The following is a 22,858-nucleotide window of genomic DNA, read 5'->3' as shown; positions in this document are numbered from 1 at the left end:
CCGGACGACACCGTGAGCCGGTGTCGGCGGCGGACTCGGCTCGAGTCCCGGTGGACGCGCCATCGCGCGCCCGATGTCCCGAGCGCCGGACCGGCGGGCGCGCCGCGGACGGGCGCTGGGACACCTCGACTCTACAGCCCCGTCAGGGGCCCATGGTTCGAACCGCACCGGCAGCACCCGTCGTGGTCGTGCGCGGGGTACGCCTCTTTGGTTCGATTTGTCCGGATCGGGTACGTCCTCTGCCGCGTCTTGCCGCACCGATGCGGCGATGCGACCGCGACGAGAGGCAACCCATGGCAACAGTCGAGACCAGAACAAGAGACGAACAAGAGACACCGGTCCTCAAACGGCACGTCGGCGTCGTCGGCCTGCTCTTTGCGAGTGTCGGCTCGATCATCGGGTCCGGATGGCTCTTCGGAGCCCTCAACGCCTCGCAGCAGGCTGGCCCCGCTTCGATCCTGTCGTGGGTCTTCGGCGCGATCCTCATCATGCTCATCGCGCTCTGCTACGCCGAGCTGGGCACGATGTTCCCGTTGTCCGGCGGCGTGGTCCGCTTCCCGCACATGGCGTTCGGCAACTTCGCGAGCTTCACGAGCGGGTGGATCACCTACGTGGCAGTGGGCACCACGGCCCCGATCGAGGTCGAGGCGGCGCTGCAGTACGGCACCCAGTACGCCGACTTCACGACGAAGCACATGATCGCCGGCGAGCCGGTCTACACGCTGACCCCGCTCGGCTACACCGCCGCGGTCGTGCTCATGGCGATCTTCGTCGTCATCAACTACTACGGCGTCCGCTGGTTCGCGCGCATCAACAACGCGCTCGTGTCGTGGAAGCTCTTCATCATCCTGCTCGTCATCGCCGCGTTCTTCGTCGCGGCCTTCCACGGCGAGAACTTCACGAGCCACGGGTTCACGCCTTCGGGCTGGCACGGCGTCTTCACCGCCATCGCCACGAGCGGGATCGTCTTCTCCTACCTCGGTTTCCGGCAGGGGATCGAGCTCGCGGGCGAGACCGACAACCCGAAGCGCAACGTGCCGCTCGCGGTCATCGGGTCGGTGCTCATCACGGCCGTCATCTACGTCCTCCTGCAGGTCGCCTTCATCGGCGCGCTCGACCCGGCGACCCTGAGCTCGTCGGGCGGCTGGGCCAACCTGGCGTTCAAGAACGACTTCGGCCCGCTCGCCGCCCTCGCGACGATCCTCGGCATGGGGTGGCTCGCGATCCTGCTGTATGTCGACGCCATCGTCTCTCCGGGCGACACCGGCCTGATCTACACGACGGTCACCTCGCGCATCTCCTTCGCGATGGCTCGCAACGGCAACGCGCCGAAGGCCCTGGCCCGCACGAGCGAGCGTGGCGCGCCGGTCATCGGGCTCGTGCTCGCCTTCGTCATCGGGCTCATCGCGTTCCTGCCGTTCCCGAGCTGGCAGCAGCTCGTCGGGTTCATCACCTCGGCCACCGTGCTCTCGTTCGCGTCCGGGCCGCTCGTGCTGGCCGCGCTGCGCAAGCAGGTGCCGGACGCCGAGCGTCCCTTCCGCCTGCCGGGCGGGCACGTCGTGCCGTTCCTCGCGTTCTGGGGCTCGAACCTCATCGTGTACTGGTCGGGCTGGCAGACCGACTGGAAGCTCATGGTCGCCGTGCTCATCGGCTTCGTCCTGCTCGCCGTCTTCTCGGCCACCGGAGTCCTGCGCGGCCAGTCGCTCGACCTCAAGGCCGGACTGTGGGTGCTGCCGTGGCTGGGCTCGCTGACACTCGTGTCGTGGCTCGGCGACTACGACGGCGGACTCGGCGTCATCGGCTTCGGCACCGCGATCCCGGTGCTCTTCGTCGTCTCGCTCGCCATCTACGCCATGGCCTACCGGATGCGGCTTCCCGACGACCAGGCCCGTGCCTACATCGACGCGACGACGCGCGAGGCCGCCGTGGAGGAGCACCAGCTGCAGAGCAGCTGACGGTCCCGCCCGCCCCGCCGCCCCACCGTCCCGACAGGGACGGTGGGGCGGCCCGCATTTCACGGGCTTCCTGCCCGCAGCGAGCGACGTCCTCGGTCAGGCGTCCACCTGCGGTGGCCCCGCCAGCGGGCGCACCTCGATCGGCACGCCCATGGGCGCCCCGCCGGGGCCGGGCGAGGACGACGCCCGGGCAGCGATGGCATACGCCCGCTCCTCGCTGTCGCACTCGACGACCCAGAAGCCGATGAGGAACTCCTTGCCCTCGGGGAACGGCCCGTCCGTGACGGCCGGCGCCCCACCGTCGTAGCGGACGATCCGGGCCTGGTCGGGCCAGCTCAGCCCGGCGTTGAACACCATCTCGCCGTTCTCCTCCAGCTCACGGTCGAACGCGTGCTGGAACTCGATCATGTTCTTGACGTCCTGCGGGGCCCACTGCAGCACCTCCCTGCCGTCGTCGTGCCCCACGTGCATCATCAGCATGTACCTCATCGCTGCGCTCCTAGTGACGTCTCCTGGTGGCGTCTCGGTCGATGCCTTCCAGTGGACCCGAAGGGCCGGCCTCCCGCTGGTCGAACGGAGCAGTCCGTATGCCGTATGCCGTATGCCGTATGCCGTATGCCGTATGCCGTATGCCGTGTACCTGGCGGGCCGCTCAGCCGAGCTTGACCCCGACGAGCGCGCCGATGGCATACGTCACGCCCATGGCGAGCAGGCCACCCCCGACGTTGCGCAGGACCGCCCGGGTCGCGGGGCTGCGCCCCAGGCGGGCGCTCGCCCAGCCCGTGAAGGCCAGGGCCGCGGCGACGCTGAGCACGGTGACGTGGATGCGCCAGGACGCCGGGCTGAAGGTGATGGTCAGCATCGGCAGGATGGCCCCGACGACGAAGGCGAGCATCGAGGCGCCGGCCGCGTGCCACGGGTTCGTCAGGTCGGTCGGGTCGATGCCCAGCTCGGCCTCGGCGTGCGCGGCCAGCGCGTCGTGGGCGGTGAGCTCGCGGGCGACCTCGGCGGCGAGCTCACGACGCATCCCCTTGGCCTCGTAGATCTGGATCAGCTCCTCGAGCTCGCCCTCGGGGTCCTCGCGCAGCTCACGCGTCTCGAGCTCGATGAGGGCCCGCTCCGAGTCGCGCTGGGTGCTGACCGAGACGTACTCACCGGCGGCCATCGACATGGCGCCGGCGGACAGGGCTGCGAGGCCGGCGAGCACGATGGCGGCCTTGTCCGCGGTCGCGCCGGCGACACCGACGACGACGCCGGCCGTCGAGACGATGCCGTCGTTGGCCCCGAGGACGCCGGCTCGCAACCAGTTGAGCCGGCTTCCCACGTTCGCCTCGTGCGGCTCGTCGCGGTCATGGTTCGCCTCGATCGGCGTCGGCTCTCCGGACGGGCGGACGTCGGACATGCGTGGTGCTCCGATCAGTGGGGGGCCGCTCGGTGGTGCAGCGGTGGCACGGGGTTGCCACCGATCGTCGCACCCGGCCCCGGGGGTGTCACCGTAGGGGAGGCTCACCTGACGGGCTGCCGTGCCGAAACAGGGAGACATGCGGGCGGTGCGCCCGTCCATGCGCGAAGATCGTGACATGTCGGATGTTCCGGGCGAGACCAGTGCAGTCGAGGGTGACCTCTACCGCTGGATGGTCGGGGCGTCGCCGGACGGGCTCTGGGTGTTCGACGAGGCCGGGCGCACGATCTTCGCCAACGCGCGGATGGCCGAGATGCTCGGCCGCGCCCCCGACGACATGGTCGGCTTCTCGGTGTTCGAGGCGGTCGACGACGTCGGCAAGGAGCAGTTCCGCCACCACCTCGCGGAGCTCGCGACCCACGGCGTTCCCGGCGACAACCTCGAGTGCAGCCTCCTCGACGCGCAGGGCAACCGCTTCTGGGCGCTCGTGTCGCACACCCCGCTCGTCGACGACGCGGGAACGCGGCGGGGCTGGATGCACCGCGTCAGCGAGCACAGCGCCCAGCGCAAGCTGCTCGACCAGCTCGCCGAGGCCCAGTCGATCGCGAGGATCGGGAGCTGGGAGTGGGACGTCGAGACCGACCTCGTGTCGTGGTCCGACGAGCTCTACCGCATCTACGGCCTGGACCGGACCGGCCTGACCCCCACCTACGAAGGCTTCCTCGCGCGCATCCATCCGGACGACCGCGCCCGCGTGGCCGAGGTCGTCGGCGCCGCGCTCGAGGCCGACGACGCATTCGACTTCGAGGCCCGGGTGGTCCGCACGAACGGTGCCGTCGCCTGGATCCGCGGACAGGGCCTTGTCACGCGCGACCCCGAGGGCCGCGCGCGTCGAATGGGCGGCACGACCCAGGACATCACCGAGAAGAAGGAGTCCGAGGAGGCCCTCGGCCTCGTCACGGCGATGGCGACGGCAGCCAACGAGGCCGCCACCCTCGAGGACGCCCTGCCCGCGGTCCTGCTCGAGGTGACGCGTCACACGACGTGGCGCCCCGTCGTGGCCACCTTCATCGACGCCGACGGCGCCCTCGGCGCCCCGATCCGACCAGCGGCAGGCACCGAGTCGAGCGCGATACCGGTCGACGTCGGGATGGACGTCGCAGCCCGCGCCGCAGCGACCCGGTCGGTCGTCGTCGAGCACTCGCCGGACCGGCCGACCATGGTCGCCGTACCCGTCGTCAACGAAGGACGCGTCGCCTGCGTCCTCGTTCTCGACATGCGCAGCGCGACGCCTCTCGCGGGGTCCGAGACTGCCATGATCACGCAGATCGCCGCCCTCTTCGCCCGGGTGGCCGACCGCGAGTGGACCGCCGAGCGCCTGGCCCGGGCGCGAGACGCGGCGATGGACGCCTCGCGCGCCAAGTCGGCGTTCCTCGCGACGATGAGCCACGAGATCCGCACGCCTCTCAACGGCGTCATCGGCCTCGCCGAGCTGCTCGGGCGCACCGAGCTGACGCCGTACCAGCGGCGTCTGTCCGACGGCATCGACCAGGCCGGTCGCGTCCTGCTCGGACTCGTCAACGACATCCTCGACCTGTCGAAGATCGAGGCCGGCCGTCTCGAGCTCGAGTCGGTCGACTTCGACCCGGCTGCTGTGCTGGAGCGCAGCGTCGCGCTGCTCGGTGAGCGAGCTCGCGCCAAGTCGCTCGACCTGTCCGTCTCCCACGGGCCGGACGTGCCGTTCATGGTGTCCGGTGACCCGGTGCGCTTCGGCCAGGTCGTCGCCAACCTCACGACGAACGCCGTGAAGTTCACCGATGCCGGCAGCGTCACCGTCCGCCTGAACCTCGACCGGCTGACCCCGGCCGGTCCGGTGCTGCGGGTCGAGGTCACCGACACCGGTGCAGGGATCCATCCCGAGGTGCGCTCCCGGCTGTTCGAGTCGTTCTCACAGGGTGACTCCTCGACGACGCGCGAGTACGGCGGCACCGGGCTGGGGCTCGCGATCAGCCGGCAGATCGTCACGGCGTTCGGCGGCGAGATCGGAGTCGAGAGCGAGCCGGGGCACGGCAGCACGTTCTGGTTCACCGCCGCCTTCGAGGCGGCTTCGGCGCGTAGCGTCGGCCGATCGCAGTCGCAGGCGGCAGCCGTGTCCGGGCTTCGGGTCCTCGTCGTCGGCGCCGACAAGGCGCACCGGGGGCGCGTCGAGGAGCAGCTGACCACCTGGTCGATGTCGGTGACCTCCGCGACGTCCGGTGCCGACGGCCTCGTGCAGCTCGACCGTGCCGACCGCGGCGGCAGCCCGATCGACGTCGTCGTCCTCGACGATCCCTCCGCGGGGGCCGAGGGCCTGCAGGTCGCCCGGATGATCCGCTCCGACGAGCGCTTCGCCGCCGTACGCGTCGTGCTCGCGTGCGCGCACGTGCCACCTCCCGACGTGGCGACGTCGAAGGACGCCGGCGTCGACGCGGTCCTGACGGCGCCCGTCATGCCCTCCTCGCTCTTCGACGCGATGGCAGACGTCGTCGGAAGAGCGCTGGCGACCGAGTCGCTGCGGCCGGTGCTCCCACCTCCGGGAGCTGACGGACACCTGGGCACGGTCCTCGTCGTCGAGGACAACGAGGTCAACCAGCTCGTCGCCCAAGGTGTGCTCGAGAGCCTCGGATACGCCGTCCGGCTCGCCGGCAACGGGGTGGAGGGCGTCGAGGCGTACCGGATCGAGGGCAGCAAGCTCGTGGCCGTCCTGATGGACTGCCAGATGCCGCAGATGGACGGCTACGCCGCCACCCGCGCGATCCGAGCTCGTGAAGCACCCGGCCAACGTCTGCCCGTCATCGCGATGACGGCCTCGGCCATCGCCGGCGAACGGGAGCGCTGCCTGCAGGCGGGCATGGACGACTTCCTGACCAAACCCATCGACGTCTCGCTCCTCGCGTCCACCCTCCGACGCTGGACGGGCACGGACGCGGCACCGCGGTCAGCTGCGGCAGGGGGAGCGGGCAGCGCAGACGCCCGTCCGAGCGGTGGCCCCGCACGGGCCGTCGACGCCCGCGTGCTCGACCTGCGGCGCCTCGAGGAGCTGCTCGACCTCGACCCCGGTGACCCGTCGATGCTGCTCCGTTTCATCGGCCGATTCGGAGCCGGCTCCCGTCAGCGCGTCGCCGAGATGCGCGAGGCGGGCAGCGGCGGGAACGCGGAGAGCCAAGGCCGGATCGGTCACGCGCTCAAGGGAACTGCGGCCAACCTCGGTGCCGTGGTCCTGGCCGACGTGTGCCGGCAGGTGGAAGACCTCGGGGCGGCCGGCCGGCTGGCCGACGAAGCCCTCGTCGCCCGCGTCGAGGACGAGGTCGACCGGGCGACGAGGGCGCTCGAGGAGTTTGCCGCGCAGCTGCGCGACCACTGACGGGAGTGCGGCTCAGGTGGTCCTCGTGCCGCCGGACGTGCCCGAGCCGGAGTCGTCCTGTCCGTCGGAGAAGGGGTGCGTGCCCTGGCCGCCCTGGCCGCCCTGGCCGCCCTGGCCGCCCTGGCCGCTCTGGTCGTCCTGACCCAGCTGCCTGAGGAGGTCCTGCGGGTCGAGCTGGCTCAGCTGGTTCGGGTCGATGCCACTGAGCCCGCTGAGCCCGCTGAGGCCACCACCCGGCAGCCCGTTCTGCAGGTTCGGCAGCTGTTGGGGACTCGTGCCCTGCTGGTTCTGCTGGTTCTGCTGGTTCTGCAGGCCTCGCTGGCCACCCGGGAACGGGAAGTTGCGGCCACCGCCCGGGCCCCGGAAGCCAGCGTCGTCCCCGGTCGAACCGGCCGGCATCGCGGCCGCTGCGCCGATGGCGCCCGCGGAGGCGAGCACCAGCGCGAGCCCGGCGGTCACGGCCGTCTTCTTCGCGGTCCATCGTGGGCCGTCCGTGGCCGCAGCCCCTGCCACCGCCGGCCTGTCGCGCGGCGGGAGCCCGGTGGGTGAGAGCGGCACCCCGGGCCCGGCGATCGGGGACGCCTCGCTCGGCGACGCGGCATACGCGGCATACGCGTACGGCGTGGAAGGCGGAGTCACCTGCATGTCGGTCGTCGGGGCGGAGGGGAGCTGCTGCGTGTCGTCGACGGCTGCCGGGCGGCCGGGATCGAACTGCGGGAGCGCGGGCCGGGGCGGCTCGGCCGGAACCTGCGGGCTGGACTCGTTGCTCATGGACTTCACGGTCGGGCCGATCCCTGTGCGAGCGCTGTGGCGCAGCCATCGAGGCGCTGGGACTTGGAGACGCCGGGACAGAGGCTCCACAGGAATCGCACAGGGAGGTACTGGTCATCCCACAGTCCCGCGGGTTTCACTGGATGACATGAGCGAGAAGACCAAGTCCGCGGCCGCGCGGCTCCAGCGACTCGACGGCTCCCCGGTGCGGGTCCTCGTCGTCGACGACGAGGTGAACCTCACCGAGCTGCTCGGGATGGCCCTGCGCTACGAGGGGTGGGAGGTGCGGGCCGCCGGCACCGGCATGGAGGCTGTGCGCGCGGCCCGTGAGTTCGACCCCGACGCGGTCGTGCTCGACATGATGCTTCCCGACTTCGACGGGCTCGAGGTGCTCCGGCGCATGCGTGCGGACAACAGCAACGTGCCCGTCCTCTTCCTCACCGCGAAGGACGCCGTCGAGGACCGAGTCTCGGGTCTGACCGCCGGCGGCGACGACTACGTCACCAAGCCGTTCTCCCTCGAGGAGGTCGTCGCCCGCGTCCGAGCACTCATGCGCCGCACGACGGTCGCCGTGTCGTCCTCCGACTCCGTGCTCGTCGTCGGTGACCTCACCCTCGACGAGGACAGCCACGAGGTCCGCCGCGGCAGCGAGGAGATCCACCTGACCGCAACGGAGTTCGAGCTGCTGCGCTACCTCATGCGCAACCCGAAGCGCGTGCTCTCGAAGGCGCAGATCCTCGACCGCGTGTGGAACTACGACTTCGGCGGCCAGGCCAACGTCGTCGAGCTCTACATCTCCTACCTGCGCAAGAAGATCGACGCCGGACGGGAGCCGATGATCCACACCATGCGAGGGGCTGGGTATGTCCTCAAGCCGGCCGTCTGACACCGGCACCGAGCTGCCCGACCCCGCGGACCTCCCCGACGCCGACGGCGCGATCGCGCCCGACCTCTTCTCCGACATCGTCGGCTTCCGTGACGACGACACCGACGAGCGCGCCGACCACGCCGAGCCCGACGCTCCTGGAGACGATCGCACGCGGTCGTATGCCGCGACGCCCGACCACGACGCCGGCCACGACGCCGGTGACGATGCTGGCCGCGACGTTGGCCACGACCCGCGGCCGCCCGCGTCGTCGAGCTCATCCGTGCGCCAGCGTCTCGTGGACGCGTGGGACCGCACGAGGCCGTGGTCGGCCTGGACGTTGCGCGCCAAGCTCGTCGCCTCGATGCTCGCGCTCTTCACGGTGCTCAGCCTCGCGACCGGAGCCTTCACCGTCATCGCGCTCGACCGGCAGCTCACCGGTCAGGTCGACGACCAGCTGCGCACCTCGGTCTCCCAGCTCGTCAACGGGCGCCCCTTCGACACCGGGCTGGGGGACCGGGGCGACGGCGGCCCCCGGGGCCCGGGCGACGAGGGGCTCATCGCCTTCTTCCCCCTGTCCCCGACGGCTGACGTGCCGGTCGCTGCCGGCACCGCGTCGTCGAGCGGCCACGCCCGCATCCCGCTCTCGTCGAGCCAGCTGAACGGACTCAGCAGCGCTGGTCTCGGCCCGCAGCCGACGACCGTGTCGCTCGACGGTCTGGGCCCCTACCGCCTCGTGTCGACGGCCGGATCGCTGGTGAACCCGCAGACCCGGACCGACACGACCGGTACGTTCGTCGTGGGCCTGCCCGTCGCGCAGCAGCATCGCACCGTGCAGCAGATGGTCGTGCTCGCGATCAGCACCGTGGCTGCCGGCATCATCCTCGTGGCCGTGCTGGGCACCTGGCTCGTGCGCCGCAACCTCGAGCCGTTGCGCCGGCTCGCGAGGACGGCGACCAAGGTCTCGCAGACGCCGCTCGACTCGGGACAGGTCGCGCTCGCCGAGCGGGTCGACCCGGCAGACACCGACACCCGGACCGAGGTCGGCAAGGTCGGCGCGGCCTTCAACGAGATGCTCGACCACGTCGACGAGGCGCTCAACGCGCGCCACCAGAGCGAGCAGCGCGTCCGGCAGTTCGTCGCGGACGCCTCGCACGAGCTGCGCACGCCGCTGGCGTCGATCAAGGGGTATGCCGAGCTCTCCCGTCGCGAGGCCGACGCCGTGCCACCAACGGTGACCCACGCGATGGTCCGCATCGAGTCGGAGGCCAACCGGATGAGCTCGCTCGTCGAGGACCTGCTCCTCCTCGCGCGTCTCGACGCCGGCCGTCCCCTCGAGGAGGCTCCAGTCGACGTGTCGATGCTCGTCATCAACGCGGTGAGTGACGCGCATGCAGCATCTCCGGGTCACCGCTGGGACCTCGACCTGCCTCCCGAGCCGGTCGAGGTGACGGGAGACAGCGCCCGACTGCACCAGGTCGTCGCCAACCTGCTCGCCAACGCGCGGACCCACACCCCCGACGGCACCCGCGTCACGACGTCGGTGCGGCCGGAGGGCGAGTGGGTGCGGGTCGCGGTCCACGACGACGGTCCGGGGGTGCCGGAGTCGTTGCAGCCCAACGTCTTCGAACGTTTCGCCCGCGGTGACGACGCCCGCGTGCGGGCTGGTGGCAGCACCGGGCTGGGCTTGTCGATCGTCGCCGCGGTGAGCAAGGCCCACGGCGGTCGCGTCGAGCTCGAGAGTCGCCCCGGCGACACGACCTTCAGCCTGCTCCTGCCCGCAGCCCCCTGACCCAGCACGGTCCGTCCGAGCGCAAAGGCGACCCGAACCACCACCCCCACCGCGACCCGCCGCGACCGCCGCCACAACCCCGCCCGGGCGGAGTTGTGGTGGTGGTTCGGGGGTCTGGGGTCTCGGTTTGTCCGCCGGGGCGGAGTTGTGGTGGTGGTTCGGGGGTCTGGGGTCTCGGTTTGTCCGCCGGGGCGGAGTTGTGGKGGTGGTTCGGGGGTCTGGGGTCTCGGTTTGTCCGCCGGGGCGGAGTTGTGGGGGTGGTTCGGGGGTCTGGGGTCTCGGTTTGTCCGCCGGGGCGGAGTTGTGGTGGTGGTTCGGGGGTCTGGGGCCTCACTTTCTTCGCCGGGGCGGAGTTGTTGTGGTGGTTTGGTCACTCATCACGGGACCAAAGTCATGTCATAGGCAGGGCACAGTCCGGCCCGCGACGGTGGGGGCATGGACACGATGACCCTCACCACGGGTGGGACCGGCACCGCCCCGATGCCCGTCGGGGCGGCGGACTCCCGCCCCCAGACCACGCCGCCGCCCGCCCGCGCGGGTCGTCCCGGTCGGATCCGGCGCCTCTGGCGCGGGGCCGACGCCGACCCGGGCTGGGCCCGCCCCGCCCTCCTCGGGCTCCTGCTCGTGACGCTCGTGCTCTACACGTGGAACCTCACGGCGAGCGGCTACGCGAACTCGTTCTACTCCGCCGCGGTCCAGGCCGGCAGCGACAGCTGGAAGGCGTTCTTCTACGGCAGCTCGGACGCCGCCAACTCGATCACCGTCGACAAGCCGCCGGCCTCCCTGTGGGTGATGGCCCTGTCGGTGCGGTTGCTCGGCCTCAGCTCGTTCGCGATTCTGCTGCCGCAGGCGCTCATGGGCGTCGCGACGGTGGGCGTCGTCTACACCACGGTCAAGCGCCAGTTCGGTGCTGTCGCGGGCCTCATCGCGGGCGTGGTCCTCGCCCTGACCCCCGTCGCCGCTCTGATGTTCACCTTCAACAACCCCGACGCCCTCCTGACCCTGCTCATGGCGCTCGGCGCATGGGCCACGATCAAGGCGATCGAGCAGGCCTCGCCGAAGTGGATGATGATCGTCGGTGTCTTCATCGGCCTCGGCTTCCTCACCAAGACCCTCCAGGTCCTCCTCGTCGTGCCGTTCTTCGGGCTCGCCTACCTCATCGCGGCCCCGACGACCCTGCGCAAGCGGATCGTCCACTCGCTCCTCGCCGTCGGCGCCATGGTGCTGTCGGCCGGCTGGTGGGTCGCGATCGTCGAGCTCGTCCCGGCGTCGGCCCGTCCGTACATCGGTGGCAGCCAGACGAACTCGTTCCTCGAGCTGACCTTCGGCTACAACGGTCTCGGCCGCCTGAGCGGTGACGAGACCGGCTCGGTGGGCGGCGGCGGTGGCGGCGCCACTGGCGGTGGCATGTGGGGCTCGACCGGACTCTTCCGGATGTTCTCCTCCAGCGTCGGCGACCAGATCTCCTGGCTCATCCCGAGCGCGCTCATCCTGCTCGCAGCCGGCCTGTGGCTGCGTGGCCGTCGCCCGCGCACCGACCTGCGCCGCGCTGCCTACCTCGTCTGGGGCGGCTGGCTCGTCGTGACGATGCTCGTCTTCTCGTTCATGGCCGGCATCTTCCACGAGTACTACACCGTGGCCCTCGCCCCGGCGATCGGTGCCCTGGTCGGCATGGGCGCGGTCGAGGCCTGGCAGCGCCGATCGAGCGCCGTCGCCACCATCGCCCTCGCCGCCGCGACCGCGGCAGCCGCGACGTGGAGCTTCATCCTCCTCTCGCGCACGACGGCCTACGGTGACTGGCTCCGCATCTCGGTGCTCGCGATCGGCATGGCCGCCGCCCTGCTGATCCTCGCGACCCGGTGGATGCACGCCCGGTCCGTGCCCGTCGTCCTCGCCGCGGCGCTCATCGCCGGCCTCGCCGGCCCCGGGGCGTATGCCGTGTCCACCACCGCCCAGGGCCACAGCGGCTCCATCGTGACGGCCGGACCCGCCGGGTCGAGCCGTGGTCCCGGTGGCGGGGGCGGTTTCCGCGGGGGCACGCCGCCCCAGCTGCCCAGCCAGACCGGCACCAACGGCACGACCCAGCAAGGTGGCCCGCAGACCGGTGGAGCCGGAGGCGGCATGGGCGGCCTGCTCGACGCCTCGACGCCGAGCACGGCCGTGGTCTCGGCGCTCTCCGCGAACGCCGACCACTACACGTGGGTCGCCGCAGCCATCGGCTCGCAGACCGCGGCAGGACTTCAGCTCGGCACGCAGCTCCCGGTCATGGCCATCGGCGGCTTCAACGGCTCGGACCCGAGCCCGACGCTCGCGCAGTTCCAGCAGTACGTGACCAACGGCCAGATCCACTACTTCGCCAGCGGCGGAAGGGGATTCGGCAACCAGAACGGCGGCAGCAGCGCATCGTCGGAGATCAGCTCGTGGGTGCAGGACAACTTCACCCCGGTGACGATCGACGGATCGACCTTCTACGACCTGACCCAGCCCGTCCAGTGACGACGATGTCAGCCACCTCGTCGCTGCCACGAATCCGCCTGTCGCAGCAGATCGTCCGCTTCGCCGGCGTGGGCATCGTGTCCACCGCCCTGCACCTCGGCCTCTTCGCGGCCCTGGTGCGGGGCGGTGCGCCGTCACAGCTGGCCAACGGGGTCGCCCTCGTCATCGCGACCGTGTGCAACACCGCGCTGAACCGGGCGTGGACGTTCGGGGTGTCGGGTCGCCGCAGGCTGGTCTCCCAGCACGGCCAGGCGCTCGTCATTTTCGCGATCACGTATGCCGCCACGACCGTCGCGCTCGCCGTGCTCGGTGCGCTCGTCCCCGACGCAGGCACCGCCGTGCAGACCGCGGTCGTCGCCGCGGCCAACGTCCTGTCGACCGGCGCCCGGTTCGTGGCGATGCGCCGCTGGATCTTCCGCGTGCCTGCCGAGCCGGCCCGTCCGGCGCTCAGCGGGCCGACGGACCGCCAAGACCCGGCATACGTGGTCGACGGCGTGCTCGAGAGCCCCCACGACGACCGCTGACGGCGGTCTGTCGGTCCGCCGGACGGCCGCCCTGACCGCTCAGTCCCGGTCGTCGGGCGCGGCGCACGCCTCCCACCACGGGTCCTGATGAGCGGCGACGACCTCGTCGATGTCGTTGCCGCTCAGCTCGATCCGCGTGCCGACGCGTGGTGCGACCATCCGCACGCCCCGCTCGGCGGCCGCCCGCCGGGCCCAGCGGATCGGCTCGCTCCACCAGTGCGTGGCGAGGTTGAAGGTGGCCCAGTGGATGGGCAGCAGCACCGCGTCGGTCTCGCCCTTGTTGACCTCGAGGTGGGCCTCGATGGCCTCCTCGGGGTTGAGGTGGATGTCGGGCCAGTGCACGCTGTAGGCGCCGATGGGGAGGATCGTCAGGTCGAAAGGCCCGAGGTCGGCGCCGATGTCGGCGTAGCGGTGCGTCGGCCCCGAGTCGCCGCCGAACAAGACCGAGTGCCGGGGTCCGTGCAGCGACCAGGCCGCCCACAGCGTCTGGTTGCGCACGAAGCCACGCCCGGAGAAGTGCCGCGCCTCGGTGCAGGTGAGGCGGATGCCGGCGATCTCGGTCTCCTCGCGCCAGTCGAGGCTCGTGATGCGTCCGGTGGGCACGCCCCACGACCGCAAGTGGGCGTCGACACCGAGCGGCACGACGTAGTGCGGCTGGTGGGTGCGCTCGAGCTGCTGGATCGACGGCTCGTCGAGGTGGTCGTAGTGGTCGTGGCTGATGACCACCGCGTCGAGGTGCGGGATCTCGGCGATGCGGCCGGGGACGGGGTGCAGCCGCTTCGGCCCCGCGACGACCGAGGGCGAGGCGCGCTTGCCGAAGACGGGGTCGAGCAGGAAGCGCCGCCCGTCGAGCTCGACGACGCTCGTCGCGTGGCCGTACCACGTGACGGCCAGGTCGGCGGGCTCGTGCGGGTGCCGCGGGGTCACGAGCGGGACGGTGCCCCGGGGTCGGCCGTGGCCGAACTCGCGCGCCATCGTCGCGAGCATGCTGCCCGGGCCCTCGGCCTCGGACGTCGCGACGACGTGGGTCGGCTCGTGGGAGCGGAACTCCCCGTCGCGGTAGTTCGGCGATGCGGTGGCGCCCTGGCGCTGCGACGCGGTCGTCGCACCCATCCGGCGCAGGATCGGGAGCTGCACGGGCTTCTCCTGCCTGTCGTGCCTCACGGTTCAGCGGCCACGCGGGTGCGGGCTGCCGTCATTCTCGTCCAGCGACGGGGGGGCCGCCCGAGTTCCCGATGGCCGTATGCCGTATGCCGTGTGCCACCTGGGCGGCCCGGTCAGTCGCGGTCCTCGGGCGCCGCGCACTGCTCCCACCAGGGCTCGGAGTGGGCTGCCGCGACGGCTTGGGCGTCGCCCCCCGAGAGGTCGACGCGCTCGCCGACCCGGGGGAAGGTGACGGGGACGTGTGCCTGCGCCGCACCCCGGCGGATGCGGCGGACGGGCTCGGCCCACCAATGCATCGAGAGGTTGAAGGTGGCCCAGTGGACGGGGACGAGGAGGGACTCGCGGGCGGCGGTCGGCACCGTGCGGGTCGTCTCGGTGCGCTCGCCCTCCTCGTGGGCGCCCCCCGGGGTGTCGATGCGGTGGTCCTCGTCGATGAACTCGTCGGCCACCCCTGCCTCGTCCTCGGTCAGGGCGTGCATCTCGTCGCCGATGCGGTTGACGTCGCGGTGCGCCGCGAGGGCCTGCTCGGGGTCCATGTGGATGTCGGGCCAGAACGGGTCGTAGGCGCCGACGGGCATGAGCGTCAGGTCGAAGGGGCCGAGGTCCGCCCCGATGGCGGCGAAGCGCTTGGACGTGCCGGAGTCGCCCGGGAAGTAGGCGCTGTGGCGGGGACCCCGCAGGGCCCAGCCCGCCCACAGGGTCTGGCTGTCGACGAGCCCCCGGCCGGAGTTGTGCCGCGCCTCGGTGCAGGTGAGTCGGATGCCGGCCACCTCGGTCTCGTCGCGCCAGTCGAGCACCGTGATGCGCTGCTCGGGGACGCCCCAGGCGAGCAGGTGCGCGTTGACACCGAGGGGCACGACGTAGTGCGGCCGGTGGGTCTCCTCGAGCCGGACGATGGACGGCTGGTCGAGGTGGTCGTAGTGGTCGTGGCTGATGAGCACGGCGTCGATGCTGGGGATGTCGGCGATCGCCCCCGGGACCGGGTGCATGCGTCGGGGACCGACGTGCCGGATCGGGGAGACGCGCTCGCTGAAGACGGGGTCGATGAGGAAGCGGGCGCCGTCGATCTCGAGCACGCTGGTCGCGTGGCCGTACCACGTGACGGCGAGCTCGCCCGGCTGCCGCGGCGGCTCCGCCGGGACGACCGGGACCCTGCCGGCGGGCTTGCCGCGGTCACCGACTCGGATGGCGGCGACGAGCGCGTGCGTCTGGGCCCGGACCCGCGGGCGCAGCGACGGCTCCTCGCCCTCGAACCGGCGGTTCGCGAAGTTCGGGGAGTCCTGGACGTAGGGCAGGACCGCCGCGGGGGAGGCGCCCATCCGGTTCATGACCCGCACGAACTGGCGCGCCCGGGTGCGCGAGGAGACCTTCTCGATGACCGACGAGAGGGCACGGACCGTGGGGTGGTCGGAGGTTCCGAGGCTGCGCATCGGGCGCCTTTCAAGCAGGGGCGAAGGGTGTGCTGAACCTACCCTGCGCCAGTCCGGCGTCACCATGGTGTTGACGTGACACCATGATGGTGTCATGATGATGCGCATGGACATCACCGAGTACGTCGACGCACTGCGTCGGGATCTCGCCCAGGCGGCCAGGGCGATGGGTCCGGAGACCGAGCAGGCCGCAGAGCGGATCGGTTTCGCTCTCGACTCCTCGGCCCGCCTCGCCCTGATGGACGCGCTGTCCCACGCGGCGGCCGAGATCACCAACGAGCTCGAGGGCACCTCCGTCGAGGTTCGGCTCCAGGGTCGAGAGCCCGTCTTCGTCGTCGTGGGGGCCGGCCCGTCGGCCGTCGCCGACGACACCCCGGCCATCGCCACCGATGACACCACCGTGGTGTCACTCGACGACGAGGGGGCCGAAACCTCCCGGATCACGCTGCGCCTGCCCGAGGCCCTCAAGGTCCGGGCCGAGGAGCTCGCCACCGGCCGGGGCCAGTCGCTCAACACGTGGATCGTCAACGCGGTCCGCGCCGCCACCGCGTCGGGGCCGGCCCCCATGCCGGGCTTCCCGCCGATGCCGCCCGGCCCGCAGTTCGGGCCCGGAGCCCCGGGCCGCAACCGCTCCTCCAACAAGCGCGTGCAGGGCTGGGTCCGCTGAGCGGCCCGGACAGACATCAGACCACTTCCGAGAAAAGGGGACATCCCATGGGCACGACCCTCGAGACCCGCTTCGACACGACGGGTCCCATCAACCTCAAGGCCGAGCTGCTCGTCGGCGACCTGACGCTGACCGTCGGCACCGGCACGACGACGACCGTCCGCCTCCACCCGCACGGCAAGCACGGAGCCGAGATCGCCGAGAAGTTCACCGTCGAGGCCCACGGCAACGACGTCTCGGTTCTCGCGCCCAAGCTGCGCGACAGCTTCTTCTCCCTCGGCACCAAGGGCTCCGTCGACGTCGAGGTGGAGCTGCCCGCCGCGAGTGCGGTGGACGCCAAGAGCGGCGCCGGCGACGTCACGGGCCTCGGGCTGCTCGGCGAGGTCCGGGCCACGACCGGCGCCGGCGACCTGACCTTCCACGACGTGGGCTCGGCCCGGGTCAAGTCAGGATCCGGCGACATCACCCTCCAGTCGGCGAGCGGCGACCTCGAGGCCAAGACGGGCTCCGGCGACATCACCGTCGGCACAGGCGGCGGACGTCTCGACCTGGTCTCAGGCAGCGGCGACATCGCACTGCGTCGCTCCGATGCGGCCGTCAAGGCGAAGACCGGCTCCGGCGACCTCCAGATCGGGGCCTCGACCGGCGACCTCGAGCTGACGACCGGCACCGGCGACATCAACCTCGACGGCGTGCACGGTGGTGAGGTGCGGGCCCGGACGGGCACCGGCGACGTCACCATCGCGGTCGCCCACGGGGTCGCGGCCTACCTTGACCTCAACACCGTCACGGGTGACGTCGACATCGACCTCGAGGAGACCTCGGGCCCCGGTGACGCCGAGGCCCAGGCTCGGCTGGTCGTCCACTCCGGAAGCGGCGACATCCGCGTCAAGCGGGCGCAGGTGAGCCTCGCATGAGCGCCGGGACCGCGAACCTCACGCCCCAGGAGGCGATCGCCCGCGACCGCATCGTCGAGCGGGTCGCCGCAGCCCACCACGCGCACCACGTGCCCAAGCAGGCCGGCCGCATCCGCCGTCACGTCCGGGCCGCGCTCCTGCTGCGCAGCCTCGCCGAGCGGCTCGACCCCACGGCCGAGCGTCCCGCCCGCGCCGGCAGCAGCCAGCACCCGGTGCCCGTCCTGCACGCCGGCCCCCGCCCCTGGACGGCGGCGCCCCGCCGGACCCCGCACCGGCACAGCTGAACCCGCCCCTCCCCGGAGCCCGCCGACACCCGTCGGCGGGCTCCGTCGTTCGCGGCACGGGACCGATGACGCAGGTTCGCGGGACGCACACGCTCGGACCGGGCCGGCAGGACGGCGAAGGTGCTTCGTCCGTCCCCACCGCAGGGCGTATGCCGTCCGCCCGCCGTCGCGCGTCCCGTCCGGACGGCGCGTGCGACCATCGGAGCATGTACGTGCCCAAGGCCAACGACATGGACGACCCTGACCTCACGGCATTCCTCGCGGCGCACGCAGCGGCGCACCTCGTCACCGTCGGTCCCGACGGACGCCCGGACTCGACGCTGCTGCCCGTGATCGTCGACGGTGGCCGGGTCGTCGGACACCTGGCCCGCGCCAACGACCACTGGACGCGCATCGCGCCGGCGTCCCCGGGACTCATCGTGGTCAGCGGTGCCGACGCCTACGTGTCTCCGGGCTGGTACGCCACCAAGGCCGAGCACGGGCGCGTGGTCCCGACGTGGAACTACAGCGAGGTGCAGCTGCGGGGAGCGGTCACGGTCCACGACGACCCCGACTGGGTGCTCGACGTCGTCACGAGGCTCACGGAGCGGCACGAGGCGAACCGTGCACAGCCGTGGGCTGTCAGCGATGCGCCGCCGAAGTACGTCCGCGGTCGCCTTCGCGCCATCGTCGGCATCGAGGTCGTCGTCGACTCCGTCGAGGGCAAGGCCAAGCTGAGCCAGAACCGGTCCGACGCCGACCGCGAGGGCGCGATCGCCGGCCTGCGCGGCGAGGGTGATGCCGTGGCCCGGGTGGTTGCTGAAGAGATGGAGCGCGCCCTCCGCGGGTGAGCGGCATTCCGCTGCAGTGCCGCCCACCCATGTCGAACGCATCCGTGAGGCACAGACGCCGCACAGCCGCCGCCGCGACGGTGGACCCATGGACACGACACCCGGCCCCGCAGACGCCCCGTCGACCTTCCGCTCCGCGCTGCGTCGGGGTCTCGGCGCAGCGGGCGCGGCCGTCGCGGTTGCCTTCGTCGGCACCGCGGCCCTCGGGGCCGGGCAGGCCCACGCGGCAGGCATCTCCGGTGGTCTGACACCCGTGCGCGCGGCCGGGGAGCCGGCCCCGCACCCGCATCGGAACCACGCCGCACACCCCGCCAACCTCCCGGCGGCCACGACGACGGCGTACCGCTACTCGTTTCGCGACGGGCAGCTCATCCGCCTCTGACCCACCGGACCGTCGAGAGGCCACGTCTGGCCGCCTCGAACCCGTCGAGAGGCCAGCTTCGGCCGCTTCGCGTGAGTCGAAAGGCCACGCCCCGGCGACGTGAAATGGCCACTCGACCGACGCGACCCGACAACACGTGGCCTTTCGACGGTGGGGACAGAGGGGGGAGGGGTGGCTCAGCGGGTCGGGTCGAGCCAGGCGTGCACGAGCGGCACGACCGACGCGCCCTCGCCACTGGCGGCGGCCACGCGCTTCATCGAGCCGGCTCGGATGTCGCCCGCGGCGAAGACGCCGGGCACCGTCGTCTCGAGGCTCTCCGGCGGCAATCCCTCTCGCCACAGACGCTGCGGCACGTCGCGACCGGTCAGCACGAATCCGCGCTCGTCGCGGGCAACCGCGTCCGGCAGCCAGTCGCAGTAGGGCGCCGCGCCGATGAGGAGGAAGAGCCCGCGGCAGTCCCGGCGCTCCTCGGTGCCGCCGGCGGTGTCGCGCACCGTGACCCAGCCGAGCCGGCCGTCCTCACCGGCGCCGCCCTCGGTCACCTCGGAGCAGCCCTGGACCGTGATCCTCGGGTTGTAGCCGATCTCGCCGACGAGGTAGCTCGACATCGTCTCGGCGAGGGACTCACGCCGCACGAGGATCGTCACGGACCGGGCGAAGCGCGCGAGGTGGATCGCGGCCTGACCGGCCGAGTTGCCGCCACCGACGACGATGACGTCCGAGCCCTCCATCTCGCGGGCGGCGGTCATGGCGCTGCCGTAGTGGACGCCGAGCCCGACGAGCCGCTCGATGCCCGGCGCGTCGAGGCGGCGGTACTTCACGCCGGCCGACACGACGACGGCCTGCGCGCGGACGTCGCCGCCCTCGGTGTGCAGCACGTGCGGCTGCGGCTCGCCAGTCTCGTCGGGCGTGCCGGGCGTGAACGACGTGACGGGCCACCCGGTGAAGAACTCGGTGCCGAAGCGGACCGCCTGGTTGCGCGCTCGCTGGGCCAGGCGCATACCGGAGATCCCCCTCGGGAAGCCGAGGTAGTTGCGGATCATCGACGACGTGCCCGCTTGTCCGCCAACGGCTTCCGCCTCGAGGACCACCGTCGACAGGCCTTCGGACGAGGCGTAGACGGCGGCCGCGAGGCCCGCCGGTCCGGCGCCCACGATGGCGACGTCGACGACGCGGTCCACGTCGACGTCGGCCGGCCGGCCGTAGATGCGCGTGGCGACGTCGCGCACGCTCCGGGCCGTCGCGACGCGTTTGCCGAGGTCCATGACGAGCGGATACTCCGGCGCGACGTCACCCTCGACGTGCTCGAGCACGGCACGCCCCTCGTCGCTGTCCGGGGCGTAGACGCGGTTGGGCATGCCCATCCGGTCGAGGTAGTCGCGGATGCTGAGCGTCAGGGCGTCCTCGACGGGGGAGACGATGGCCACCGCCACCACCTCGGGTTCGGCCACGGTGGAGCCCCAGTCGGACAGCAGCTCGCAGATGGCCGTGTGGAACTCCTCGTCGCGGGCGCCGCGGGGCATGAGGAGGTAGGCGTCGTACTTGCCCTTGGCCATCCCGCCGCGCAGGCGCTCGGCGTCCTCGCGGAAGCTCGAGACGTGGGCGGCGATGACCCGCCGCGCCGTCGGAACCGTGGCGCGCCACCAGTGGAAGGCCTCGAGCACCTCGGCGTCGGGCAGTCGCGACTCGGTGACGAACATCGCGACCTGACCGCCCTCGGCGACGACCCGCTTCGCTGCGAGCTTCGCTTCGTGGGCCGAGCCCGCGGTGGGCAGCTCGTAGTCGCGGGAGTAGCGCCCGAACTCGTCGAGCAGCTCCTCGGAGCGGGTCTCGGACACCAGGATGATCGCCGGGTTCACCCGATCGATCCTAGGAGGCGGAGCGCTCCGGGAGTATGCCGTCGCGCGAGTCCGCCGTCGCGGGCCGTTCGCGCAGGGTGAGCCAGAGGCGGTGTGCGGTGATGACGGCCAGCGCCCAGGCGAGCCCGATGAGCCAGCCGGCGAGCACGTCGGTGAGCCAGTGGTGGCCGAGGAAGACCCGCGACAGCCCCATGGCCCCGACGAAGAGGGTGCCGAGCGTGATCGCCAGGCCGCGCTGCCAGGCTGCGGTGGTCTCGATGAGGACGAGATAGACGACGACCGTGGTGAGCACCGTCGCGTTGAGCGTGTGGCCGCTGGGGAACGACGCGGACGCCTCGAGCGGCGGCACGGCCAGGGCAGCGGGGGGCCGGGCCCGGTCGACGAGGTCCTTGCCGACGATCGTCATGGCGAGCGACCCGGCGGCGGCGATGAGCGTCAGCACGAGAGGGGTCCACCGCCGACGACGCCATGTGATGACGGCGACGGCCACGAGCGCGAGGATCGGCATGCCGACCGGACCGCCGACATTCGTGAACGCCGTGACTGCGGAGTCGAGCCCGGGTGAGCGGAGCGAGACGGCCCACTCCAGGACGGGCTGGTCGACTGCGGTGAGCCCGTCGCGACCGACGACCCCTTCGTAGACCGTCTCGACCCCCTCGACGAGGGCCGCCATGACGACGAGGGCGACGACGGCGAAGACGACGAACGCCACGTGCGCCGACGACCACGAGGCGACACGACGGACGGCCGGGCGGGAGGCGCGCGCCATCGCCGCGAAGACGCCGACGAGCCCCTGCCCGAAGCGGGTGTGCCAGGCCGTCAGGTCCCGGGCGCCGATCGTGTCGTCCGGTGTCTGCGGACGCATGGAGTCGGGCATGCCCCATCCTTACCCGTCCTGGCCCCGTCGTGCCCTGGACGCCGCGCGCCCTGCCACCCGCTCAGGCCGCGAGGTGCTCCCGGGCCGGCTTCGAGGCGGCCAGGTCCGTGACGGAGGCCTTGGCGCGTCGCCCGAGGAAGCCGTTCGGCACCGACAGCCGGATGACCTTCTTCCACGCCGACCCCACCTGGCGCGGGAGCGAGCCCGTCGTGTAGGTCAGGCCGTACCGGCGGAAGAGGTCCTGCACCTGCGGGGCGATCTCCTGGTAGCGGTTGCTCGGCAGGTCCGGGAAGAGGTGGTGCTCGATCTGGAAGCTGAGGTTGCCGGTCATGAAGTGCATGGCCTTGCTGCCGCTGATGTTGGCCGAACCCAGCATCTGGCGCAGGTACCACTCGCCGCGGGTCTCACCGACGATGGACCTGCGCTCGAAGGTCTCGACGCCTTCGGGGAAGTGGCCGCACATGATGACCGAGTGGGTCCACAGGTTGCGGATGAGGTTGGCCGTGGCGTTGGCGGCGAGCGTGTTGACGAACGACGGGCCCGACAGCAGCGGGTGGATGACGTAGTCCTTCGTCATCTGGTTGCGGATCTTCTTCAGCGTCACCTTGGCCCGCGCCCGGAAGTCGGGGTCCTGGCGGCGCTCCTTGGTGGCGAGGTTCTTGCCGAGCTCGAGGTCGTAGGCCGCGATGCCGTACTCGAAGAAGCAGGCGTTGACGAAGTTCCACAGCGGCTGCGCGGCATAGAGCGGCACCCAGCGCTGGTCCTCGTCGACGCGCATGATGCCGTAGCCGAGGTCGTTGTCCTTGCCGATGACGTTCGTGTAGGTGTGGTGCAGCTCGTTGTGCGAGTGCTTCCACTGGTCCGACGGGCTGGCGTTGTCCCACTCCCACGTCGTCGAGTGGATCTTCGGGTCGCGCATCCAGTCCCACTGGCCGTGCATGACGTTGTGCCCGATCTCCATGTTCTCGATGATCTTGGCGACCGCGAGGCCGGCCGTGCCGACGACCCAGGCGGGCGGGAACATCGACACGAGCAGGAGGGCGCGGCTGCCGAGCTCCAGCTTGCGCTGGGTGGCGATGACCTTGCGGATGTAGGCCGCGTCGTCGGCTCCGCGGGTGTCGATGACGGACTGCCGGATGGCGTCGAGCTCGACGCCGATCTGCTCGATGTCCTCGGGGGTGAGGTGGGCGATCGGGTTGTGGGTCTTCTTCTGCAGGACGGTCATGGTGACTCCTCTGGT

At 71.7% G+C, this 22,858-nt stretch carries 19 protein-coding genes; 11 read left to right on the top strand and 8 right to left on the bottom strand.

Annotation, left to right across the window (positions count from 1 at the left end):
* Positions 1–293 precede the first annotated feature (293 nt).
* On the top strand, positions 294–1,955 hold the full coding sequence (locus AC1DIW_RS08095) for an APC family permease (protein ID WP_478107258.1): 1,662 nt from the start codon (positions 294–296) through the stop codon (positions 1,953–1,955).
* Positions 1,956–2,051: 96 nt separating this feature from the next.
* Here the strand turns inward: AC1DIW_RS08095 and AC1DIW_RS08090 are convergent, their stop codons facing one another.
* A complete protein-coding gene (locus tag AC1DIW_RS08090; RefSeq protein WP_442277413.1) occupies positions 2,052–2,444 on the bottom strand; it encodes a YciI family protein in 393 nt (130 codons plus the stop codon).
* A gap of 163 nt (positions 2,445–2,607) precedes the next feature.
* A complete protein-coding gene (locus AC1DIW_RS08085) occupies positions 2,608–3,357 on the bottom strand; it encodes a VIT1/CCC1 transporter family protein (protein ID WP_478107256.1) in 750 nt (249 codons plus the stop codon).
* 178 nt (positions 3,358–3,535) lie between these two features.
* On the opposite strand from AC1DIW_RS08085, the gene AC1DIW_RS08080 reads away from it, so the two are divergent.
* Complete coding sequence (locus tag AC1DIW_RS08080) at positions 3,536–6,760, top strand: response regulator (RefSeq protein WP_478107254.1); 3,225 nt, start codon at positions 3,536–3,538, stop codon at positions 6,758–6,760.
* A 12-nt stretch (positions 6,761–6,772) separates the two neighbouring features.
* Here the strand turns inward: AC1DIW_RS08080 and AC1DIW_RS08075 are convergent, their stop codons facing one another.
* Complete coding sequence (locus tag AC1DIW_RS08075) at positions 6,773–7,531, bottom strand: hypothetical protein (RefSeq protein ID WP_478107252.1); 759 nt, start codon at positions 7,529–7,531, stop codon at positions 6,773–6,775.
* A gap of 148 nt (positions 7,532–7,679) precedes the next feature.
* On the opposite strand from AC1DIW_RS08075, the gene AC1DIW_RS08070 reads away from it, so the two are divergent.
* The 4 genes from AC1DIW_RS08070 (at position 7,680) to AC1DIW_RS08055 (ending at position 13,208) form a co-directional block, all read left to right on the top strand.
* Positions 7,680–8,417 carry a response regulator transcription factor gene (locus AC1DIW_RS08070; protein WP_442277409.1) on the top strand — a complete coding sequence of 246 codons (738 nt, stop codon included), beginning with the start codon at positions 7,680–7,682 and terminating at the stop codon, positions 8,415–8,417.
* Positions 8,395–10,188, top strand: a complete 1,794-nt coding sequence (locus AC1DIW_RS08065) for a sensor histidine kinase (protein WP_478107250.1) — start codon at positions 8,395–8,397, stop codon at positions 10,186–10,188. Before AC1DIW_RS08070 ends, AC1DIW_RS08065 begins: the two co-directional genes overlap by 23 nt.
* A 435-nt stretch (positions 10,189–10,623) precedes the next feature.
* Complete coding sequence (locus AC1DIW_RS08060; RefSeq protein ID WP_478107248.1) at positions 10,624–12,684, top strand: glycosyltransferase family 39 protein; 2,061 nt, start codon at positions 10,624–10,626, stop codon at positions 12,682–12,684.
* A 5-nt stretch (positions 12,685–12,689) separates the two neighbouring features.
* Entirely contained in the window at positions 12,690–13,208 is a 519-nt protein-coding gene (locus tag AC1DIW_RS08055) for a GtrA family protein (RefSeq protein WP_478107246.1), read from the top strand.
* Between the two features lie 39 nt (positions 13,209–13,247).
* On the opposite strand, the gene AC1DIW_RS08050 is transcribed toward AC1DIW_RS08055, so the two are convergent.
* On the bottom strand, positions 13,248–14,345 hold the full coding sequence (locus AC1DIW_RS08050) for an MBL fold metallo-hydrolase (protein ID WP_478107244.1): 1,098 nt from the start codon (positions 14,343–14,345) through the stop codon (positions 13,248–13,250).
* Positions 14,346–14,485: 140 nt separating this feature from the next.
* Positions 14,486–15,802, bottom strand: coding sequence for an MBL fold metallo-hydrolase (locus AC1DIW_RS08045; protein WP_478107243.1), 1,317 nt, complete (start codon positions 15,800–15,802; stop codon positions 14,486–14,488).
* 94 nt (positions 15,803–15,896) lie between these two features.
* Between AC1DIW_RS08045 and AC1DIW_RS08040 the strand changes: the two genes are divergently transcribed.
* From AC1DIW_RS08040 to AC1DIW_RS08020, 5 genes are all read left to right on the top strand, one after another.
* A complete protein-coding gene (locus AC1DIW_RS08040; protein WP_442277403.1) occupies positions 15,897–16,469 on the top strand; it encodes a toxin-antitoxin system HicB family antitoxin in 573 nt (190 codons plus the stop codon).
* A gap of 47 nt (positions 16,470–16,516) precedes the next feature.
* Positions 16,517–17,386, top strand: a complete 870-nt coding sequence (locus tag AC1DIW_RS08035) for a DUF4097 family beta strand repeat-containing protein (RefSeq protein ID WP_478107241.1) — start codon at positions 16,517–16,519, stop codon at positions 17,384–17,386.
* On the top strand, positions 17,383–17,670 hold the full coding sequence (locus AC1DIW_RS08030; RefSeq protein ID WP_478107239.1) for a hypothetical protein: 288 nt from the start codon (positions 17,383–17,385) through the stop codon (positions 17,668–17,670). The genes AC1DIW_RS08035 and AC1DIW_RS08030 overlap by 4 nt, the downstream gene beginning before the upstream one ends.
* A gap of 206 nt (positions 17,671–17,876) precedes the next feature.
* On the top strand, positions 17,877–18,500 hold the full coding sequence (locus AC1DIW_RS08025; RefSeq protein ID WP_478107237.1) for an FMN-binding negative transcriptional regulator: 624 nt from the start codon (positions 17,877–17,879) through the stop codon (positions 18,498–18,500).
* A gap of 88 nt (positions 18,501–18,588) precedes the next feature.
* Positions 18,589–18,882, top strand: a complete 294-nt coding sequence (locus AC1DIW_RS08020) for a hypothetical protein (RefSeq protein ID WP_478107235.1) — start codon at positions 18,589–18,591, stop codon at positions 18,880–18,882.
* Between the two features lie 176 nt (positions 18,883–19,058).
* On the opposite strand, the gene AC1DIW_RS08015 is transcribed toward AC1DIW_RS08020, so the two are convergent.
* From AC1DIW_RS08015 to AC1DIW_RS08005, 3 genes are all read right to left on the bottom strand, one after another.
* A complete protein-coding gene (locus AC1DIW_RS08015; protein ID WP_478107233.1) occupies positions 19,059–20,741 on the bottom strand; it encodes an NAD(P)/FAD-dependent oxidoreductase in 1,683 nt (560 codons plus the stop codon).
* A gap of 10 nt (positions 20,742–20,751) precedes the next feature.
* The gene (locus AC1DIW_RS08010) at positions 20,752–21,618 is read right to left on the bottom strand and encodes a phosphatase PAP2 family protein (RefSeq protein ID WP_478107231.1); all 867 of its coding nucleotides are present in this window, start codon (positions 21,616–21,618) and stop codon (positions 20,752–20,754) included.
* Positions 21,619–21,679: 61 nt separating this feature from the next.
* On the bottom strand, positions 21,680–22,843 hold the full coding sequence (locus AC1DIW_RS08005; RefSeq protein WP_442277397.1) for a fatty acid desaturase family protein: 1,164 nt from the start codon (positions 22,841–22,843) through the stop codon (positions 21,680–21,682).
* Between the last annotated feature and the right edge of the window lie 15 nt (positions 22,844–22,858).

The sequence above is a fragment of the Terrabacter sp. 01T434 genome (assembly GCF_056398545.1).
The sequence above is the reverse complement of the archived record's forward strand: the minus strand, read 5'-3'. Positions and strand labels throughout refer to the sequence as shown.

Bases quoted from the DNA above. Each gene is read 5' to 3' on its own strand.
- AC1DIW_RS08030 (WP_478107239.1), top strand. From the start codon at position 17,383: ATGAGCGCCGGGACCGCGAACCTCACGCCCCAGGAGGCGATCGCCCGC.
- AC1DIW_RS08005 (WP_442277397.1), bottom strand. From the start codon at position 22,843: ATGACCGTCCTGCAGAAGAAGACCCACAACCCGATCGCCCACCTCACC.
- AC1DIW_RS08045 (WP_478107243.1), bottom strand. From the start codon at position 15,802: ATGCGCAGCCTCGGAACCTCCGACCACCCCACGGTCCGTGCCCTCTCG.
- AC1DIW_RS08095 (WP_478107258.1), top strand. From the start codon at position 294: ATGGCAACAGTCGAGACCAGAACAAGAGACGAACAAGAGACACCGGTC.
- AC1DIW_RS08055 (WP_478107246.1), top strand. From the start codon at position 12,690: ATGTCAGCCACCTCGTCGCTGCCACGAATCCGCCTGTCGCAGCAGATC.
- AC1DIW_RS08020 (WP_478107235.1), top strand. From the start codon at position 18,589: ATGGACACGACACCCGGCCCCGCAGACGCCCCGTCGACCTTCCGCTCC.
- AC1DIW_RS08060 (WP_478107248.1), top strand. From the start codon at position 10,624: ATGGACACGATGACCCTCACCACGGGTGGGACCGGCACCGCCCCGATG.
- AC1DIW_RS08025 (WP_478107237.1), top strand. From the start codon at position 17,877: ATGTACGTGCCCAAGGCCAACGACATGGACGACCCTGACCTCACGGCA.
- AC1DIW_RS08080 (WP_478107254.1), top strand. From the start codon at position 3,536: ATGTCGGATGTTCCGGGCGAGACCAGTGCAGTCGAGGGTGACCTCTAC.
- AC1DIW_RS08040 (WP_442277403.1), top strand. From the start codon at position 15,897: ATGATGATGCGCATGGACATCACCGAGTACGTCGACGCACTGCGTCGG.
- AC1DIW_RS08085 (WP_478107256.1), bottom strand. From the start codon at position 3,357: ATGTCCGACGTCCGCCCGTCCGGAGAGCCGACGCCGATCGAGGCGAAC.
- AC1DIW_RS08065 (WP_478107250.1), top strand. From the start codon at position 8,395: ATGTCCTCAAGCCGGCCGTCTGACACCGGCACCGAGCTGCCCGACCCC.
- AC1DIW_RS08075 (WP_478107252.1), bottom strand. From the start codon at position 7,531: ATGAGCAACGAGTCCAGCCCGCAGGTTCCGGCCGAGCCGCCCCGGCCC.
- AC1DIW_RS08035 (WP_478107241.1), top strand. From the start codon at position 16,517: ATGGGCACGACCCTCGAGACCCGCTTCGACACGACGGGTCCCATCAAC.
- AC1DIW_RS08070 (WP_442277409.1), top strand. From the start codon at position 7,680: ATGAGCGAGAAGACCAAGTCCGCGGCCGCGCGGCTCCAGCGACTCGAC.
- AC1DIW_RS08010 (WP_478107231.1), bottom strand. From the start codon at position 21,618: ATGCCCGACTCCATGCGTCCGCAGACACCGGACGACACGATCGGCGCC.
- AC1DIW_RS08090 (WP_442277413.1), bottom strand. From the start codon at position 2,444: ATGAGGTACATGCTGATGATGCACGTGGGGCACGACGACGGCAGGGAG.